General features: G+C 65.4%; 19 protein-coding genes. 10 read left to right on the top strand and 9 right to left on the bottom strand.

Annotation, left to right across the window (positions count from 1 at the left end):
• The first annotated feature begins 51 nt into the window (after nt 1–51).
• Nucleotides 52–459 (top strand): ACT domain-containing protein, encoded by a 408-nt coding sequence (locus QA649_RS20920; RefSeq protein ID WP_283025820.1) that lies wholly within the window; start codon nt 52–54, stop codon nt 457–459.
• A 103-nt stretch (nt 460–562) separates the two neighbouring features.
• Here the strand turns inward: QA649_RS20920 and QA649_RS20915 are convergent, their stop codons facing one another.
• Together QA649_RS20915 and QA649_RS20910 are read right to left on the bottom strand one after the other, a co-directional pair.
• Entirely contained in the window at nt 563–964 is a 402-nt protein-coding gene (locus QA649_RS20915) for a RidA family protein (protein ID WP_018646938.1), read from the bottom strand.
• Nucleotides 965–1,219: 255 nt separating this feature from the next.
• The gene (locus tag QA649_RS20910; protein WP_283025819.1) at nt 1,220–2,065 is read right to left on the bottom strand and encodes a cell envelope integrity EipB family protein; all 846 of its coding nucleotides are present in this window, start codon (nt 2,063–2,065) and stop codon (nt 1,220–1,222) included.
• A gap of 230 nt (nt 2,066–2,295) precedes the next feature.
• On the opposite strand from QA649_RS20910, the gene QA649_RS20905 reads away from it, so the two are divergent.
• The 4 genes from QA649_RS20905 to QA649_RS20890 all read left to right on the top strand — a co-directional run bounded on the left by QA649_RS20905 (nt 2,296) and on the right by QA649_RS20890 (nt 5,442).
• Nucleotides 2,296–2,763: a RidA family protein gene (locus QA649_RS20905; RefSeq protein ID WP_283025818.1), complete on the top strand. Its 468-nt coding sequence runs from the start codon at nt 2,296–2,298 to the stop codon at nt 2,761–2,763.
• 5 nt (nt 2,764–2,768) lie between these two features.
• A complete protein-coding gene (locus QA649_RS20900; protein ID WP_283025817.1) occupies nt 2,769–3,515 on the top strand; it encodes a glycerophosphodiester phosphodiesterase in 747 nt (248 codons plus the stop codon).
• 175 nt (nt 3,516–3,690) lie between these two features.
• Nucleotides 3,691–4,947 carry a GNAT family N-acetyltransferase gene (locus QA649_RS20895; protein WP_283025816.1) on the top strand — a complete coding sequence of 419 codons (1,257 nt, stop codon included), beginning with the start codon at nt 3,691–3,693 and terminating at the stop codon, nt 4,945–4,947.
• Nucleotides 4,948–5,013: 66 nt separating this feature from the next.
• Nucleotides 5,014–5,442 (top strand): HIT family protein, encoded by a 429-nt coding sequence (locus QA649_RS20890; protein WP_018646934.1) that lies wholly within the window; start codon nt 5,014–5,016, stop codon nt 5,440–5,442.
• Between the two features lie 109 nt (nt 5,443–5,551).
• On the opposite strand, the gene tsaA is transcribed toward QA649_RS20890, so the two are convergent.
• From tsaA to QA649_RS20870, 4 genes are all read right to left on the bottom strand, one after another.
• On the bottom strand, nt 5,552–6,043 hold the full coding sequence (tsaA, locus tag QA649_RS20885; RefSeq protein ID WP_283025815.1) for a tRNA (N6-threonylcarbamoyladenosine(37)-N6)-methyltransferase TrmO: 492 nt from the start codon (nt 6,041–6,043) through the stop codon (nt 5,552–5,554).
• A gap of 34 nt (nt 6,044–6,077) precedes the next feature.
• Nucleotides 6,078–6,428, bottom strand: coding sequence for an AzlD domain-containing protein (locus tag QA649_RS20880; protein WP_260390026.1), 351 nt, complete (start codon nt 6,426–6,428; stop codon nt 6,078–6,080).
• Nucleotides 6,425–7,165 (bottom strand): AzlC family ABC transporter permease, encoded by a 741-nt coding sequence (locus tag QA649_RS20875; RefSeq protein ID WP_283025814.1) that lies wholly within the window; start codon nt 7,163–7,165, stop codon nt 6,425–6,427. Before QA649_RS20875 ends, QA649_RS20880 begins: the two co-directional genes overlap by 4 nt.
• 106 nt (nt 7,166–7,271) lie before the next feature.
• Nucleotides 7,272–8,294, bottom strand: a complete 1,023-nt coding sequence (locus tag QA649_RS20870; protein ID WP_283025813.1) for a lytic transglycosylase domain-containing protein — start codon at nt 8,292–8,294, stop codon at nt 7,272–7,274.
• 39 nt (nt 8,295–8,333) lie between these two features.
• Between QA649_RS20870 and QA649_RS20865 the strand changes: the two genes are divergently transcribed.
• Both QA649_RS20865 and QA649_RS20860 read left to right on the top strand, forming a co-directional pair.
• Nucleotides 8,334–9,350 (top strand): TRAP transporter substrate-binding protein, encoded by a 1,017-nt coding sequence (locus QA649_RS20865; RefSeq protein ID WP_283025812.1) that lies wholly within the window; start codon nt 8,334–8,336, stop codon nt 9,348–9,350.
• Nucleotides 9,351–9,421: 71 nt separating this feature from the next.
• Nucleotides 9,422–10,060 carry an HAD family hydrolase gene (locus QA649_RS20860; protein ID WP_283025811.1) on the top strand — a complete coding sequence of 213 codons (639 nt, stop codon included), beginning with the start codon at nt 9,422–9,424 and terminating at the stop codon, nt 10,058–10,060.
• Here the strand turns inward: QA649_RS20860 and QA649_RS20855 are convergent.
• Nucleotides 10,057–11,097, bottom strand: a complete 1,041-nt coding sequence (locus QA649_RS20855; RefSeq protein WP_283025810.1) for a phenylacetaldoxime dehydratase family protein — start codon at nt 11,095–11,097, stop codon at nt 10,057–10,059. The genes QA649_RS20860 and QA649_RS20855 overlap by 4 nt on opposite strands.
• A 26-nt stretch (nt 11,098–11,123) precedes the next feature.
• Nucleotides 11,124–12,140: a carbon-nitrogen hydrolase family protein gene (locus tag QA649_RS20850; RefSeq protein WP_283025809.1), complete on the bottom strand. Its 1,017-nt coding sequence runs from the start codon at nt 12,138–12,140 to the stop codon at nt 11,124–11,126.
• A 195-nt stretch (nt 12,141–12,335) separates the two neighbouring features.
• Between QA649_RS20850 and QA649_RS20845 the strand changes: the two genes are divergently transcribed.
• The 3 genes from QA649_RS20845 to QA649_RS20835 all read left to right on the top strand — a co-directional run bounded on the left by QA649_RS20845 (nt 12,336) and on the right by QA649_RS20835 (nt 15,389).
• Nucleotides 12,336–13,292, top strand: a complete 957-nt coding sequence (locus QA649_RS20845) for a helix-turn-helix domain-containing protein (RefSeq protein WP_283025808.1) — start codon at nt 12,336–12,338, stop codon at nt 13,290–13,292.
• A 443-nt stretch (nt 13,293–13,735) separates the two neighbouring features.
• The gene (locus QA649_RS20840) at nt 13,736–14,761 is read left to right on the top strand and encodes an aldo/keto reductase (RefSeq protein ID WP_283025807.1); all 1,026 of its coding nucleotides are present in this window, start codon (nt 13,736–13,738) and stop codon (nt 14,759–14,761) included.
• Nucleotides 14,762–14,930: 169 nt separating this feature from the next.
• A complete protein-coding gene (locus QA649_RS20835) occupies nt 14,931–15,389 on the top strand; it encodes a PEGA domain-containing protein (protein WP_283025806.1) in 459 nt (152 codons plus the stop codon).
• A 62-nt stretch (nt 15,390–15,451) separates the two neighbouring features.
• Here QA649_RS20835 and clpA read toward each other — a convergent pair whose 3' ends face one another.
• A complete protein-coding gene (gene clpA / locus QA649_RS20830; RefSeq protein WP_018646921.1) occupies nt 15,452–17,863 on the bottom strand; it encodes an ATP-dependent Clp protease ATP-binding subunit ClpA in 2,412 nt (803 codons plus the stop codon).
• Nucleotides 17,864–17,976: the final 113 nt, after the last annotated feature.

Here is a 17,976-nt window from a genome sequence, read left to right as displayed (position 1 = left end):
CAATAGATTCGCAAGGACTCATACGATCCTACCGGCTCGGGGGCTGGCACCGTGACAGGCGAATGCGATCTCGACGCGCTGCTGCGTAACATGAAGCCGGAGATCCTGGACGGCATCTTCGTGTTTTGCGCGCTTGCGCCGGGAACGAGCATTCCAGCCACCATCAACCCGATCCTGACGTTCCACGAACGCGAAGGAACGACGCTGGTGATGCTGCACGAAGAGGCCGAACGTGCCGGACTGCGCTACGCATTCCCCTCGCGCCTGATCAGCTTGACGGTCCACTCCGCGCTCGATGCGGTGGGCTTTCTGGCGGCGATCACGGCGCGCCTCGCCGAAGCCGGCATCAGCGTGAACGCCGTGTCGGCCTTTCACCACGACCATCTTTTTGTGCCGGTCGACCGGGCCGATGAAGCGATGGCTGTTCTGCAGGAGATGTCCGGCGCGAGGCACTCGTAGCCCGGATGGAGCGCAGCGCAATCCGGGACGGTGCATCCTCAGCGACGGATTTCCCGGATTACGCTTCGCTCCATCCGGGCTACGATGTCATTCCGTCCACACCTCAATCCGCAACCGCCACGGCCTCGATCTCGATCAGCCATTCCGGCGCAGCGAGCGCAGAGACGCCGACGAGGGTAGAAGCCGGCGGCTCCATGCCCTCGAAGAAGGCCGAGCGGGCCTTGCCGATGATCGGGCGCAGCTCCGGCTTGTAATTCACGACGAAGGTCGTGATCTTGACGATATTGGAATAGCTCGCGCCGGCCGCCTTCAGCGCCAGCCCGAGATTCTGCATCACCTGCGTGGTCTGCGCGGCGATATCGCCCTCGCCCACGATCCGCCCCTCTTCGTCGGTCGAGACCTGGCCGGAAATGTAGATGGTGCGCGCGCCGGTGGCGGTGACGACGTGGGAATAAGCGGGATTGTGATGCAGGCCGCTGGGGCGGAGATGGTCGAGCTTGGGCATGGAGGCGCTCCCGGAGTTTGTGGTTGGGAGGAGCGTAACTGGGCGCGAGCTTGCGAGCTAGAGACGAAGTGCAATCCCGTCATCCTGAGGTGCGAGTGATGGGGCGCAAAGCGCCCCATCGGGAGCCTCGAAGGATGCACGGCCCCGCTGCCGCAGCCGGGCCGTCGCCCTTCGAGGGCCGCTGAAGAAGCGGCCACCTCAGGGTGACGGTCAAAGAGTGGAAAAAAGTGTGGCCTGCAGCTGCTGCACCAGCCCTCAATTACAGGGCTTGCTGTCCTTCGCGTCGAACTTGCCCATCGCGCCGGAGATGACGAAATCGTTGTAGTCGAGCACGAGCTGGCGCGAGACACCGTTCTCGTAGAGCTCGAACGCCATCGCGTAGATCGGGGTCTGCTCGCCTTCCTTCTGCTGGGCCTCGCGGTCGAAATAGCTGACGGTGACCGGCCAGCGCTTCAGCGATTTCATGTGCTCGTCGGACGTCGACGGATCGGTCGAGGTGGCGCGGTCGGCGGCGATCGGCTGGCCGATCACGGTCAGCGTGTTGTAGACCTTCTGGCCGTCGTCGGAGCCGTCATAGACCGAGAGCTCGAGCAGCGACTTGCCGTCCTTGGCTGCGGCGATGATGCGCTGGATCTGCTCGGTCGGAAACACGATCTTGCCGTCTAGGGTGAAACTCTTCGGCGCCGGCAGCTTGAGCTTGACGTTGATATGATCGCCGTCGCGCTCGGCCGAGCCGTCGACGCGGCCGGCATCGGCCTCGTTCATCCGGGTCTCGATCTTGAACCGGTAGCTCTTTCCCGCGGCGTCCTCCCAGGAATTGGAGCGGAGGTCGCTGAGTGTGACCTTGCCCTCGCCGCTGTCGAGCTCGGAGACCTGGCGGAATTCGGACGTGTAGCCCTCGCAGGAGCTGCCGCTGAAATTGTAGAGGATGCGGCCGCGCGCGCTGTTGACCGAATTTGAGCGCGACTTGACGAGGCGCAGATCATAGAGCGCCTGGTGCGCGAGGAACGGACCGTTGGCGGCGAGCGCCCCGCCGCTGGGGCCGAAAGCGGCCGCCGCAAGCGCCATCACACCGAGCGAAGTCCGGAAAAGGTGCACCATGTCTGTTCCCTGAGGAAAGCGCAGATTCGACATTTTAATGACCGTTCCATTGCGTCGCAACTGAGGCCGTTTCACGTAAAGTTGCGGCCCCCGCATTGAACTTGCTGGCCTGCCTCAACAAAATGCAGTCCCCTTCGGTTGCTTGCATGTGGCGGCTCGATGGGCGAAACAGGGCGCGCCCGGTCGCCTGCGGCGCCGGGGCGAATGATTTTTGGACAACGAGGTCGGACATGGCGGGCACGGTCGAGCAGAAACTGGCGGAACACGGCATCAAGCTGCACGAGGCCCCCACCCCCGTCGCCAATTACGTGCCCTTCGTGCGGACCGGCAACTTGTTGTTCGTCTCCGGCCAGGTCTGCTTCGACCCCGCCGGCAAGCTGATCGCCAAGGGCAAGCTCGGCGCCGGCGTCTCCATCGAGGACGGCGCGGCAGCCGCGCGCGGCTGCGCGGTCAACCTGCTGGCCCAGGTCAAGGCGGCGCTCGGCGATCTGGATAAGGTCGTGCGCGTGGTGCGCCTCGGCGGCTTCATCAACTCGGCGCCGGATTTCCTGGACGGGCCGAAGGTGCTCAACGGCGCCTCCGACCTGATGGTCGCCGCCTTCGGTGACAAGGGCCGCCACGCCCGCACCACCGTCGGTGTCGCCTCGCTGCCCGCGGATGCGGCGGTCGAGGTCGAAGGCGTGTTCGAGGTCGCCTGACGCGCATGCGCGCTCCGGATTGGCTGACAGCCCGGCCGGTCGCCCATCGCGGCCTGCACGACATTTCCCGCGGCATCGTCGAGAACATGCCGGGCGCGGTCCAGGCTGCGATATCAGGCAATTTCTCGATCGAGGTCGATATCCAGCTCTCCGCCGACGGCGAGGCCATGGTGCATCACGACCATGCGCTCGGCCGCCTCACCGAGGCGACCGGCGAGGTGATCGGGAAGACCGCGGCCGAGCTGAAGGCCGTCAGGTTCAAGGACACCGACGAGCGGATGATGTCGCTCTCCGACCTCTGCGCCATGGTCGCCGGCCGCGTGCCCCTGGTGATCGAGGTGAAGAGCCGTTTTGGCGGCGACCGCAAGCTGGTGAAGCGGATGGCCGAGGTGCTGGCATCCTATGACGGCCCCGCGGTCGGCATGTCCTTCGACCCCGACCAGGTGCTGGCGCTGCGCGAGCTCTTGCCCGCCCGCCCGCGCGGCATCGTCGCGCAGCGGAGCTACGAGGACGAATACTGGGCCTACCTGACGCAAGAGCAGCGCGACAGCATGCTGTACCTGCGCCACGGTTTGCAGACCCAGCCGCATTTCGTCGCCTTCAAGGTGGACCACCTCCCGGCCCCCGCGCCCTGGATTGCCCGCAATTTGTTCGGCTGCGCCCTGCTCGGTTGGACCGTGCGCACGCCGGAACAGCGGACGCGCGTCGGGCGGTATGCGGACCAGATGATCTTCGAGGGGTTCGTGCCGTAGTGGCATGCCTCCCTCCTCGTCATTGCGAGGAGCACTTGCGACGAAGTAATCCAGGATCCTCCGCGGAGACAGTCTGGATTGCTTCGCTGCGCTCGCAATGACGGCGGTGGCGATCGCCAGACCTGTGTTCCCGCCCCCCTTGAAGTCGCTGCTGCAATGCACGATCTTGGGCGGAATGGCATCATCCGACATTACGCTCGAGGCCGTACCGTCCATCGGCGAAGTCTCGCCCGGGGATTGGGACGCCTGCGCCAGTCCCGGCAAGGCTCTTAACGAGAAGGCTTGCAACGGGCATGGCGCGGGAACCTCATCCGCGCCTCCAGGCGATTCCCTCGCCCTCTCAAGACCCGCCTATAACCCGTTCGTCTCACACGCCTTTCTCTCCGCGGTCGAGAAATCAGGTTCGGCGACGATCCGCACCGGCTGGGGCCCCAGGCATCTCGTGGCCAAGCTCGACGGCCGCGTCGCCGGCGTCGTGCCCTGCTACCTGAAATCGCACAGCCAAGGCGAATACGTCTTCGACCGCGGCTGGGCGGACGCCTATGAGCGCGCCGGCGGACGCTACTACCCGAAGCTCCAGGTCTCCGTTCCCTTCACCCCCGCGACCGGACCGCGGCTGCTGGTCCGCGACGGCGTCGACCGCGAGCAGATCAGGGAGGCACTGGCGAGCGGGCTGGTGGCGCTCTGCGGCGTCAGCAAAGCCTCGTCCGTGCACGTCACCTTCGCGCGCGAGGACGAATGGAAGCTGCTCGCCGAGCACGGCTTCCTCCAGCGCACCGACCAGCAGTTCCACTGGCACAATCAGGGTTTTGCGAGCTTCGACGACTTCCTGGCAACGATGAACGCGCGCCATCGCAAGTCGATCAAGCGCGAGCGGCGCGACGCGCTGGCGGCCGGCATCACCATCCATTGGCTCACCGGAAAGGACATCACCGAGGACGCCTGGGACGCCTTCTTCGCATTCTACATGGAGACCGGTTCGCGCAAATGGGGCCGGCCGTACCTCACCCGCGAGTTCTTCTCGCTGATCGGCGAGACCATGAGCGAGGACGTGCTGCTGGTGATGGCCCGCCGCAACGGCCGCTGGATTGCGGGCGCGATCAACTTCATCGGCTCGGACACGCTGTTCGGCCGCAACTGGGGCGCGGTCGAGCATCATCCCTTCCTGCATTTCGAGGTCTGCTACTATCAGGCGATCGATTTCGCGATCAAGCGTGGCCTCACCCATGTCGAGGCCGGTGCGCAAGGCGAGCACAAGATCGCGCGTGGCTACCTGCCGCGCACGACCCATTCCGCCCACTTCATCGCCGATCCCGGCCTGCGCCGCGCCATCGACGATTACCTCAAGCGCGAGCGCGCCTATGTCGCCGAGGCCGGGCGCGAGCTTGCCGAGCTCGGGCCGTTCCGCAAAGCCATCGACGAGGCGCCTTGACGCCTTGCCGTGGCTGGTGACAGTAAGCGGAAAATTCCAAGGGTGAAATTCTCGGGAGCCGCCGCCATGACCGCCTACGACACCAACAACATCTTCGCAAAGATCTTGCGCGGCGAGTTTCCCTGCCACAAGGTCTATGAAGACGAGCACGTGTTTGCCTTCCTTGACATCATGCCGCGCGTGCCCGGCCACACGCTGGTGATCCCGAAGGCCCCTGCCCGCAACATCCTCGACATCAAGCCCGACGACTACGCCCATGTCGCGCGCGGCGCGCACAAGATCGCAGCGGCCGCGATGAAGGCGTTCAACGCCGACGGCATCACCGTGCAGCAATTCAACGAGCCCGCCGGCGGACAGGTGGTGTTCCACCTGCACATGCACGTCATGCCGCGCCACGACGGCGTCGCCATGCTGCCGCCCGCGAGCCGCAAGGAAGACGTCAAGGTGCTGGAAGAGAACGCGACCAAGCTGATCGCGGCGTTGAAGGCGGGCTAGGTCTCTCCACTCGTCATTGCGAGCGAAGCGAAGCAATCCAGACTGTCACCGCGGAGACCGTCTGGATTGCTTCGTCGCAAGAGCTCCTCGCAATGACGGAGGAGTGACCTCACTCCGTCTGAAAATCCCCTGCTTGCGGCGCGGCCAGCGGAGTGAACTCGCAGCGGTCGGGCTTGATGTCGATCAGCGGCGTGTTGTCGATGCAGTCGAGGCCACGAACGAGGATGGCATTCCCCTCGATGCCAACCAGCTTGACGATCGACGTCCCGATCGGATTGGGCCGCACCGGCGAGCGCAGCGAAAAGGTGCCGCGGGTCTTCTCGTTGTTCTTCGGGCTTTGCAGGATGATGTCGCGGCGCGACTTGTCGAGCCAGTAGAGCACTTCGAGATTGCTGTAGAAATCGACGCCCTTGATGGCCGGCACGAACGGCTCGAAGATCTCGAGGCGGCAGATCGGGCCGTCCTGGCGCCCTTGGCGCGGCGTTTCCAGCCGCGAGGTCCAGGGCGTACGGATGCGGCCGATGAAGACGAGGCCGGCATCCTTGGTGGATGGCAGCTCGATGGCGACCTCGCCCTCGCGGAGCTCGTTTTCGCGAACCATAATTCCTGTTCCTTAAGCCTGTTCGCCGGTGGTTTTAGCCCAACCACCACTTGCCGGCCAGCATGAAGACTTCGCCGGTGACAACGCCGGCGAAGATCGAACGGCGGGTCAGGAGGAAAACGATCAGGCCGGCGCCGACCGCGCCGTAGCGCAGGACATCAGGCACGCTGGCCAGCGCCCCGGGCGGCTCGACAACGATCTGGGCGATGACGCCGGCCAGGATCGCGGTCGCGACCGCCCTCACCCAGACCAGCAGCTCCGAGCCCTCGTCGATGCCGCCGCCGAACCACAGGCCCAGCATGCGCCATATCTGGTTGGGAACAACGCCGGCGACGAACAGCACAGCAAGCGCATGCCAGTCGCCGATCGCTTGCGCAAAGCTCATGCGCGCACCTCCCGCCACCAGTGCACGCCATAGGCAATCGTGCCAGCCACCACGCCGCTCACGAGGATGTCGAGGCCGGAGTTCATCTTAGCCGCCAGCGGATAGAGCAATATCCCGAGCGTCAGCGCCACGACATCAGCAACCTCGCGGCTGTTGCGCGCGGTCGAGAACAGGAACGACAGCGGCGTCAGCAACAGGATCGCCGCGCCAAGCGTCTGTGTCAGGTTGGCGGCGAGGAAATAGCCGACCGTATTGGCGGCGAGGCACACCGAGACCAGGCCGCAGCCGAGCCCGTGGACAAAGGCAATGCGCCGCTCGCGCGGCACCTGCGGCAGGAAGCGGTGGCATTCGACCCACAGCGTCACCGCGGTCAGATGCGCGGCGAAGACCAGCTCACGCCGTTTCGTCGTCGGCGTGCGCATCAGCGGCAGCACCGAGACCACCATCGGAAACAGGCGGATGGCGCTGACGGTCACGGCGATCGCCGACTGGATGATGGTGGCGCCCGAGCCGAGGGTGGTGATCAGGATGATCTGCGCCGGACCCGCCCAGACGAACAGCGTCGAGCAGAGCGCCCAGAGCAGGCTGAAATGGGTGTCATGGGCGAGCGCGCCGATGCCGAGATAGGTCACGAACAGCACGACGGTGAGGATCGTCTGCGTGATCGAGCGCAGCCCCCACGCAAAGGCGCGCCACGGACTTTGCCATTGAGGTGAATCGAGCGGAGGGAGCGCCACGGGAATGTTGGCCGAGGTTACGGAATCGTGGCTGCATAACGGGCAATGCGGCCGTCCGCGTCAAGGAAGCGCGCGGCGGGGCTGGCATGCGCGCGAGAGACGCCTCTTACCCCGTCACACCCCGGTTCTTCAGCACGAAGCAGGCGCCGCCCGCCTTGCGGATGCGGTTGCACAGATCGTCCGCTTCGCTCCGCGTATCGGCCCCGATGCGCACCTGGTAGAACGCGCGCGTGCCGCGGCTGCGCATGACCGAACTCAGCAGGCTCGGGTCCCGCTCGCCGATCACGGCGCTGAGCCGCGTGACCGCACGGGAATACATCGCCAGCGCCCTGTTGCGATCGAAGCCGGCGGCGAGCTGTACGCCCCAGATCTTTGCCGCGGCAAGCTCGACATGCTGCTCGAGCTCGGCGACGAACGGATTCGGCGCGCGCTTCAACAGCGCCATGAGATCGCGGCAGCTCGTCGGCGGCGAACTCGGCGGTCCCTTGCCGGTGCTGCCCGCCTTGGCCCACGCGTCAACGCTCGTGCCGGTGATGGCGTAGACATAGTTGCGGGTCTGCTCCGGCATCGGGCCGGTGCCGGCGAGCCATTCCTGCACGCGGCGCGGCCCCGCATTGTAGGCCGCCGCGGCAAGGCCGAGATTGCCGAACTGGTTGCGCAGCTCGTTCAGGAATTCGGCCGACTTCGGCAATGCCTGCACCGGATTGAAGGGATTGAGCAGCCCGCGCTCGCTCGCGGTCCCCGGCATGAACTGCGCGATCCCTTGCGCATGCTCGCCGCTGCGCGTCATCGGTCCCACCGCATCGGCCTGGAAGCGGCTTTCCTGCCAGATCACGCGGGCGAAGAATTCCAGCGGCAGATTGGCATCGCGCGCGGCGGCTTCGACGATCAGGCAGATCGATTCCCGCGTGTCGCTCTCGCGCCCAGCCGCCGGCTTTTGCGGCGGCATCGCGAGCTCCTCGACGCTCGGCACGGCGACGTCGGTTTTTGCGGGCGAGCTGTCCCATGCCGCAGCCTGCAACGTCGAGACGAGCAGTGCGACAACGAAGAGTGATGCAATTCGCGCCAGCACTGCCCAAGCATCGCTGTGGCGCGGGCCGGAGCGGCATGCGACAAGATGATCCGCCATGTTGTGGCATCGTGCCATGGTTCGACGAGTTGCCAATATATGCTGACTGACCTGCTTCTCCCAATGCGTTCCCCCGCCAGACGGATCCGCGCGATCCTGGCCCTCGCCGCCCTCGTCCTGTCCACTGCTCCGGCCCTGGCCCAGGTCAACTGGCGGATGACCACGGAATACCCGCAAAACAACATTTCCGGCATCGGCCTCACCACTTTCGCCGATCGCGTCGCAGCGCGCACAAACGGTTTCGTGACCGTGACGAGCGCCTTCGACAACGAGCTCAAGATCAATTCGGGCGAAATGCCACGGGCGGCGCTGGATGGCCGCATCGCCGGTGGAGATGCCTTTGCCGGCGCGCTGTCCGGCCTCGACCCGGTGCTCGGCCTCTCCACACTTCCCTTTCTGGTGCAATCGGTCGAGATCGCGCGCGCCACCAATGCGCGGGCCCGCCCGCTCTACGAGAAGGCGTTCGCAGCCCGCGGTCTGAAGCTGCTCTATCTGACGATCTGGCCGGCGACGGGCCTCTGGTCCGATCACGCGCTCGCAGGCGCCGACGATCTGCCGAAGTTGAATTTGCGTGCCTACGACACCAATTCCAGCGCCGTGATGCGCGCCGCCGGAGCCAATGCGCAGTTCCTGCCGATGGACAAGGCGCTCGCCGGGCTGAAGGACCGCCAGCTGAACGCGTTCCTCACCTCCGGCGATGGCGGCGCGGGACGCAAGCTCTGGGATTTCCTGCCGCATTTCATCGCCATCAATTATGCGATGCCGATCTCGGTCGCCTTCGTCCGCAGCGAGACCTTTGCTGCGTTATCCGAACCGATGCAGCGGGAGGTGATGGCGGCCGCGGCCGAGACCGAGCAGAGCCAGTTCGCGCTGCTCGCCCATCGAACCGCCGAAAATTACGCACGCATGCGCGACAACGGCGTCACCATCGCCGAGCCCGCGCCGCAATCTCTCATCGGAGCGCTCCGCAACGCCGCGACCAGCACGATCGCCGCCTGGGAGGCCCAGGCCGGCCCGGACGCCGCGGCGATCGTCGCATGGGCCCGGCAGCAATGACGCGGCGGGCCTTGACTTGACGTCTGATCCGACTAGCAACGGGCGGCAGTCTCAACACCGGTTCCGCCCTGATGGCCACAATCTATTTTGACCTCGACGGCACGCTGACCAACCCGAAGCCCGGGATCACCCGCTCGATCCAGTACGCGCTGGAACGGTTGAACCTGGCGGTACCCAGCGAGGACGAGCTGACCTGGTGCATCGGGCCGCCGCTGCTGGCCAGCCTGAAGAAGCTCACGGGAAGCGACGAGCTCGCCGACCGGGCGCTGCTGCTTTACCGCGAGCGTTTTGCCGATATCGGTCTGTTCGAGAACGAGGCCTATGCCGGCATCGTGGACACCCTGACGACACTCGCTGCGACGACGCCGCGCATGTTCGTGGCCACCAGCAAGCCCGCGGTCTATGCCACCCGCATCGTCGATCATTTCGGCCTAAAGCCTTATTTCGAGTGCGTGTTCGGCTCCGAGCTCGACGGCACCCGCGTCGACAAGCGCGACCTGCTGCGCTACGCGCTCGACGAGGCCAAGGTCGATCCCGCCAGCGCCATCATGATCGGCGACCGCAGCCACGACGTGGTCGGCGCCCGCACCAACGGCATGACCGCGATCGGCGTGCTCTACGGCTATGGCAGCGAGGCCGAGCTGCGGGACGCCGGTGCGCATCATATCTGCGCGGCGCATCCGGATCTGCTCGGGCATTGCGTCGCTTAGGCGCTGACGGTCGCGACCGCCGCCAGCATGCCGGTCTTTGCGTGGCAACTCCGATACTCGAAGAATTGCTCGTGCGCGGCCGCGACCGTGACCTCGTGATACAAGCGCAGCTTGGCCGAGGGGCCGAGCGTCGAGAGGTATTTTATCGCCGCGCCAAAGATCCGGACGTGGGTCGGGTGCGACTCCGCCCAGCGTTCCAGCGCGGCGAGGCTTTTCCACCAGCTCTGGCCGTAGGACTTTTCGGTCACGCTGCCGTCGGCCGCGAGCACCTGCATGTAGCGGTTGGCGTAGCACCCGATAGCAAGACCGTCGTCGCGCAGAAAACCCATCCCCTCGCGCAGCACCGGCTCGACGTCCTCGAGGTAGAGCTTTCGCTCGGATGCCTCGGTATCGCTCCAGTCCTGCCCGGAGCGGATCAGGCAGAGATTGTCATGCGCCTTGACGCTGAGCCGCGCGCCGTCGTGCACCAGCTCGGGCGAGCCCCCGGGCGCCATCGCGTCCGTCTGCGACAGCGGAATGCGGTCGCGCATGCCGCCCCAATAGGCATGCTCCTGCACCTCGCCGCTCATGCCATCCGCAACGACGGCGACACCTTCGGGCCGGTCGAGCGAGGAGAATAGCGTCTCATGCCGCGCCACAACGGGACGCAGCACCTCGATGAAGGTGCCGACGCCTTCGTGATCCCTGCCTGTCCATGCCTCGCGCGCCGGCGCGAACCAGGCGTCGAAGCGTGCGACGTCGTTCCAGTAGGCGACCGTGACGACGTTCTCGTAGCCGGCTTGGTCAACGTGATGCGCGCGGTCCCAATGGGACGGGCCACCTTCGCCTGCGAACAGCCCCGCGATTTCCTTCAGCGCCTCGATCGCGCCCGGCGGGACCGCACCACGATACTGCAAGCCGAAATAGGCCATCACGAGACGGCTCACGGCGGGCTTGTAACGCGCCACGAAGGATGGATATGGCGGCTGGTAATCGTCCGGCACGCGCTTGTGGCGCGTACGCGTCGTTTCGAGATGCAGAGGAATTGCGGATTCCATGCCGTGCCTCCCCATGATGGCGGTGGTCAGCTCGCCGCGGCGGCGATATCCGTGGGTTCGATCGTGTCCACCGGCAGCGCGAACTGCTCGACGCGCTTGTAGGGTTTCTTGTTGAGCAGCAGCCGCGTGACGTCGGGACGCGAATAGTGGCCGACGGGATCGGCGGCGTTCTTGGCGACGCCGATGGCGCCGAGGTCGATCTCGGCAATCAACAGCCCCTCCTGGTCCGGCGCGAGCTTGTCGCCGATCTGGCTGCCGTCGGGACCGTAGATCGCGGCGAAACCGCCGCCGGCATGGAGCAGCGCGTGCTTGTCCGGCCGGTCGCAGAGCTCGTCGATCATTGCCTGCGACACCGTTGCGCAAGGCGCGAGCACGAAGCATGAGCCCTCCACCGCATAGACGCGCGAGGCGGCATTGTTGACCTCGGCACCGAGCGCGGGTGCAAAGGGATCGTAGAGCGAAAAGCTCGGCCAGGCAGCGACATGCACCTGCTCGTTCTGGGCGTACATCGCGTATTTCGACAGCGGCTGGAGATGCTCCCAGCAGCACAGCGCGCCGAGCCGGCCGATGTCGGGCCGCGCATGCACGGCGAGGTCACTGCCGTCGCCCTCGCCATAGACGGTGCGTTCGGCATGGGTCGGGCGCAGCTTGCGGCGCTTGGCGATCGTCTCGCCGTCGGGGCCGATCAGCCATTGCGCCAAGTATAGGCTGCCGCCGTCGCGCTCGGACAGGCCGATCACCGCCGTCAGCTTCGCCTTGCGCACGGCCTCGCGCAGGCGCTCGGCCTGCGGGCTGTCGTAGGACAGCGAATTATCGAAATAGCGCTGCACGAAGCCGCGGCCGATCGCCCAGGCCGGCGAGTCCATCCAGATGTGCCAGGGGTAACCGGGAATGAAGGCCTCCGGAAAGGCGATCAGCTTCGCCCCCTTCTCGGCTGCCTCCTTGATCAGCATGATCGACTTGTCGATCGAAGCGTCGAGATCGAGCCAGGCGGGCGCTGCCTGCACCACCGCCACCTTGTATCTGGGATGTTCGATGCCCATGGCCGCCTCCATTGCCGGTTGATCGCGGACCTCGTCCGATGCAGTCTATTTGGCCAAGCTAGGCGGGCAGCGCTCGACCATGGCGGCACAAAAACTCGACCGACGGGATCGCCGTCCGGTACGGGACTTGCCTCCGGTCAGGCTGGATCTGCGCCAATTTGCGATTTCGCGGGATGTGAAAGGGAGGGTGTCCAAATGCCAATCCAGTTCACGACGGACGGCAGCCCCGGCTACCGGCGGCTCGCCCTCTGGCAGGACATCGTCTGCGACGTCTTCGTCGGGCTCGACTGCAAGTCCGACCTCGGCAGCGCCTTCCACGGCTCGGTAACGCAAGCCTCGCTGGGCAAGGCCGTCTGCTCCGACGTCTGCTCCGACCGCCAGCACGTGTTCCGCACGCCCTCGCGCATCGCGCGCTCGGACCAGGATTTTGTTCTCATCGCGCTGGGCAACCGTGGCAACGGCGGCGTAGCGCAGGATGGCCGCGAGACCGTGATCCATCCCGGCGAGTTCGCGCTCTACGACACCACGCGCCCCTACGAGCTGCAATTCAACGACAGTTTTACGCAGACCATCTTCAAGGTGCCCCGCGAAATGCTGCAGCGGCGGCTCGGGGGCACGGAGACGCTCACCGCGATCTCGTTCGGTGCCGATGTCCCTCTCGAACGGCTCGCCTACGACTTCATCTTCAGGCTCTGCCAGAGCGCGGACCGGCTTGCACCTAACAACGCCGCCGCCCTGTCGGAGCAAGCCGTCGATCTCCTGGCGATGGCGTTGAGCGAACGGCTCGGCAAGACCTCGCTGCCGTCGTCGACCCATCGCTCCGCCCTGCTCTACCGGCTCAAGGCCCATATCCGCGCCCACCTCGCCGATCCCGACCTGTCGCTGGCGGAGACCGCCGCCGCGCTCGGCATCTCCCCGCGCTATGTGAACGATCTGCTCGCCGACGAGGACACCTCATTCCAGCGCCACGTCCTCGCCGAGCGTCTCGCCCAATGCCGGCGCGACCTAGCTTCGCCTCTGCTCGCCCATCGCCACATCAGCGAGATCGCATTCGCGTGGGGCTTTAACGACCTCTCGCATTTCGGCCGCGTCTTCCGCGAGCATTTCGGGATGTCGCCGCGCGATTTCAGGCAAAGCCAGTTGCGGCACTGAGCAGCCATCTTCGCCAGCCTTCGTCTGTAGCGAAGGCAAGGCTCGCCAATTCCAGATTGTCTTGCCACACCGCGTGCCTCAGGCTGGTGCGCTGAGGACTCACGCGACGATAGGCGGATCGGAGCTGCTGCTGAGCGTGATCGCGATCCGGCTTGCGGTGCTGGTCGTGGTGGGATGGGGTTTGACTTTGCTGCCGCAGCAGGCTCGCAATAGTGACCTCGCCTGCGTTCCCTCACCCGTTGCAAGGAGCGAGGCCCAGGTCGCAGCGAAGCCGGGCGGGCCGCGCATTGCCGATGCTGCACTCGATGACATGCTTCGGCACGACTAGCCACTCCGAAGCAAGGCCGGTATGTGAGCGTGTCGTAGGACAACGCGCCTGCTTGCACTAACATCCGCCGCCAAGGCCGCATCAATCAATCAGCGGCCAGCCGAGGAGGCTATCGATGGAATACCGACGCTTGGGCCGGTCCGGCCTCATGGTTCCTGCTTTGAGCCTGGGAACGGGGACGTTCGGCGGCGTCGGCCGCCTCGCCGCCTGGGGCACGACGGACGCGACCGAAGCACGGCGTCTTCTCGACATCTGCCTCGAGGCCGGCGTGTCGATGTTCGACACTGCCGACGTCTATTCGCTCGGCGAGTCCGAGCGCGTTCTGGGTGAGGCCATCAAGGGCCGCCGCGACAAGGTGCTGGTCTCGACCAAGGCGACCTTCCGCTTCGGCGACGGCCCCAACGACATCGGCTCGTCACGCCAGCACCTGCTCGCGGCCATCGACGGTTCGCTGAGCCGGCTCGGCACCGATTACATCGATCTGTTCCAGCTCCATGGCTTCGATGCATTCACTCCGCCCGAGGAGGTGCTTTCAACGCTCGACGTGCTCGTGCGCGCCGGCAAGATCCGTTATGTCGGCGTCTCGAATTTTTCGGGCTGGCATCTGATGAAGTCGCTCGGTGTCGCCGACAAGCACGGCTTCCCGCGCTACGTCGCCAACCAGACCTACTATTCGCTGATCGGGCGCGACTACGAATGGGAGCTGATGCCGCTCGGCCTCGACCAGGGCCTCGGCGCAGTGGTCTGGTCGCCGCTCGGATGGGGACGCCTCACCGGCAAGATCCGGCGCGGCCAGCCCAAGCCCGAAGTCAGCCGCCTGCCCAAGACCGCCGACTTCGGCCCGCCCGTGCCGGACGAGCACGTCTACCGCGTGGTCGATGCGATCGACGAGGTCGCGAAGGAGACCGGCAAGAGCGTCTCGCAGATCGCGCTGAACTGGCTGCTCCAGCGCCCCACCGTCTCGACGCTGATCATCGGGGCGCGCAACGAGGCGCAGCTGCGCGAAAATCTCGGTGCGGTCGGCTGGTCACTCACCAAGGACCAGGTCGCAAAGCTCGACGCGGCCAGCAAGGTGACGCTGCCCTATCCCTACTGGCACCAGCGCACGACCTTCACCGACCGCAATCCGCCGGCGGTGTGACGAGCGCCCTTGAGCTGCATCAAGCCCGCCTCCGGGGGATTGAGAGAAACCCGCAAGGCGTCAGATGTACTCGTGCACAACCCCTGCGTGGCTTAACTATCCGGAGCAATGACCTATTGCCCTCGCGCCCTGGTTGCGCTTCATTGCGGCGGGGAATAAGGGGCATTTCATGCGTTCATTTGGAATTGTGGCGCTCAGCGTCATGCTGGGCGGCTGCGCGTCCGTCACGCGCGGCACGACGGAAAATATCAGCATCTCATCGACACCTTCAGGCGTGGAAGCCGTGGTCAGCGGAATGGAGGTTCCGACCACCTGCACGACGCCCTGCTCCGTGGTCGTCAAGCGAAACGCCGACATCTCGATCACCTTCCAGAAGGAAGGCTACGAGCCGCAGGTCGTGGCGCTCAGCCGGGACATCCAGACCGGCGGCGCGGCGGGCTTTGCCGGCAATCTCCTGCTGGGCGGTGTCGTCGGCATGGGCGTCGATGCTGCAACCGGGGCTGCGACCGATCACAAGCCCAATCCGGTCATCGTGACGATGCAGCCGGCGGCCCCTGCCCGCAGCGCGCGACCGCCGGCGCCGAAGAAGCCGCGGCCGCCGGCGCCTCCGCCAGACACCGGCACCTAGACTATCACGCAAACAAAAAGGCCGGCTTTGCAGCCGGCCTTTTCGATTTCATCACATGCCGATCAAGCCTTGACCAGCGGGCCCTTGGAGGTCGGCCCCTTCGAGCCGCCGGGGCCGCCCGGCTTGTTGGACTTGCCCGGCGGGCGCTTGCGGGTGCCGGGCAGCTTCTCCTGCTTCGGCGTGACCGGACCTTCGACGAACTCGAAACCGATCTTGTCCTTGGTCTCGTCGGCCTCGTCCTTGACGAGAACGACGCGGACGTGGCCGCCACCTTTCAGCTTGCCGAACAGGACCTCGTCGGCCAGCGGCTTCTTGATGTGCTCCTGGATCACGCGGGCCATGGGACGTGCGCCCATCTGCTCGTCGTAACCATGCTGCACCAGCCAGGCCTTGGCGGGCTCGGACAGCTCGATGGTGACATCGCGGTCGCCGAGCTGCGCCTCGAGCTGAAGCACGAACTTCTCGACGACGGTGCCGATCACCTCGACGCTGAGATGGCCGAACGAGACGATGGCATCGAGACGGTTGCGGAATTCCGGCGCGAACTGCCGGTTGATCGCTTCGTGGTCGTCGCCTTCCCGCTTCGAGCGCGTGAAGCCGAACGCCTGCTTGGCGAGATCCGAAGCGCCCGCGTTCGTGGTCATGATCAGGATCACGTTGCGGAAGTTGACCTGCTTGCCGTTGTGGTCGGTAAGCCGGCCGTGATCCATGATCTGGAGCAGCACGTTGTAGAGGTCGGGATGCGCCTTCTCGATCTCGTCGAGCAGCACCACGCAATGCGGATGCTGGTCGACGCCGTCGGTCAGCAGGCCGCCCTGATCGAAGCCGACATAGCCGGGAGGTGCGCCGATCAGGCGCGACACGGTGTGCCGCTCCATGTACTCGGACATGTCGAAGCGCAGCAGCTCGACGCCGAGCGACGCCGCGAGCTGTTTTGCCACTTCCGTCTTGCCGACGCCGGTCGGACCCGAGAACAGGTAGCAGCCGATCGGCTTCTCCGGCTCGCGCAGGCCCGCGCGTGCGAGCTTGATCGAAGCGGCGAGCGACTCGATCGCCTTGTCCTGGCCGAACACGGTGCGCTTCAGGGTCTGCTCGAGATGCTTGAGCACCTCGGCATCGTCCTTCGACACGCTCTTCGGCGGGATCCGCGCCATCGAGGCGATCGTGGTCTCGATCTCCTTGATGCCGATGGTCTTCTTGCGCTTGTTCTCGGCGACCAGCATCTGCGCCGCACCGGACTCGTCGATCACGTCGATCGCCTTGTCGGGCAGCTTGCGGTCGTGAATGTAGCGCGAGGAGAGCTGCACCGCGGCCTCGATCGCCTCATTGGTGTACTTCAGCCGGTGGTAGTCCTCGAAGTACGGCTTGAGGCCCTTGAGGATCGCGATGGCGTCCTCAACCGTCGGCTCGTTGATGTCGATCTTCTGGAAGCGCCGCACCAGCGCGCGGTCCTTCTCGAAGTGTTGGCGATATTCCTTGTAGGTGGTCGAACCCATGCAGCGGATCGTGCCCGAGGCAAGCGCCGGCTTGAGAAGGTTCGACGCATCCATTGCGCCGCCCGACGTCGCGCCCGCACCGATCACGGTGTGGATCTCGTCGATGAACAGGATCGCGTTGGGATGCGCTTCGAGCTCCTTGAGCACCTGCTTCAGACGCTCTTCGAAATCGCCGCGATAGCGCGTGCCGGCGAGCAGCGTGCCCATGTCCAGCGAGAACACGGTCGCAGCCGCCAGAACTTCCGGCACCTCGCTGTCGACGATGCGCTTGGCGAGGCCTTCGGCGATCGCGGTCTTGCCGACGCCGGCTTCGCCGACGAACAACGGATTGTTCTTCTGCCGGCGGCACAGCACCTGGATCGCGCGATTGATCTCGGAATTGCGTCCGATCACCGGGTCGATCTTGCCGTCGCGCGCCTTCTTGTTGAGGTTGACGCAATAGGTCTCGAGCGCCTCGCCCTTCTTCTTGGCGTCCTCGGTGCCCTTGGTCTCGGTTTCCTCGTCGACGCCGCGCACGGGGCGCGCCTCGGAGACGCCCGGCCGCTTGGCGATGCCGTGGCTGATGTAGTTGACCGCATCGTAGCGCGTCATGTCCTGCTCTTGCAGGAAGTAAGCGGCATGACTCTCGCGTTCGGCGAAGATCGCGATCAGCACGTTGGCGCCGGTCACCTCTTCGCGACCCGACGACTGCACATGGATCACCGCGCGCTGGATCACGCGCTGGAAACCGGCGGTCGGCTTGGCATCGTCGGCGCCATCCGTCACCAGGTTCTCGAATTCGGTCTCAAGATAATTGACGAGGCTCGTGCGGAGCTTGTCGAGATCGACGCTGCAGGCGCGCATGACGGCGGCCGCATCGGAGTCATCGATCAGGGAGAGCAGGAGATGCTCGAGCGTCGCGTATTGGTGATGACGCTCGTTTGCGATCGCCAGCGCACGATGCAGGGATTGTTCAAGGCTTTGGGAAAAAGTCGGCATTCGCGTCCTCTATGGCCCCCACCATCATGATCGCCATCGCCCGGTCAGGCAACAACAACCTTTGTCACATATAGTTATACAAGATCGCGGCGAAAGACCGGTTCCGCGACTCG

The sequence above is a fragment of the Bradyrhizobium sp. CB1717 genome (genome assembly GCF_029714325.1).
In the GTDB taxonomy this organism is placed as follows: domain Bacteria; phylum Pseudomonadota; class Alphaproteobacteria; order Rhizobiales; family Xanthobacteraceae; genus Bradyrhizobium.
The sequence above is the reverse complement of the archived record's forward strand: the minus strand, read 5'-3'. Positions and strand labels throughout refer to the sequence as shown.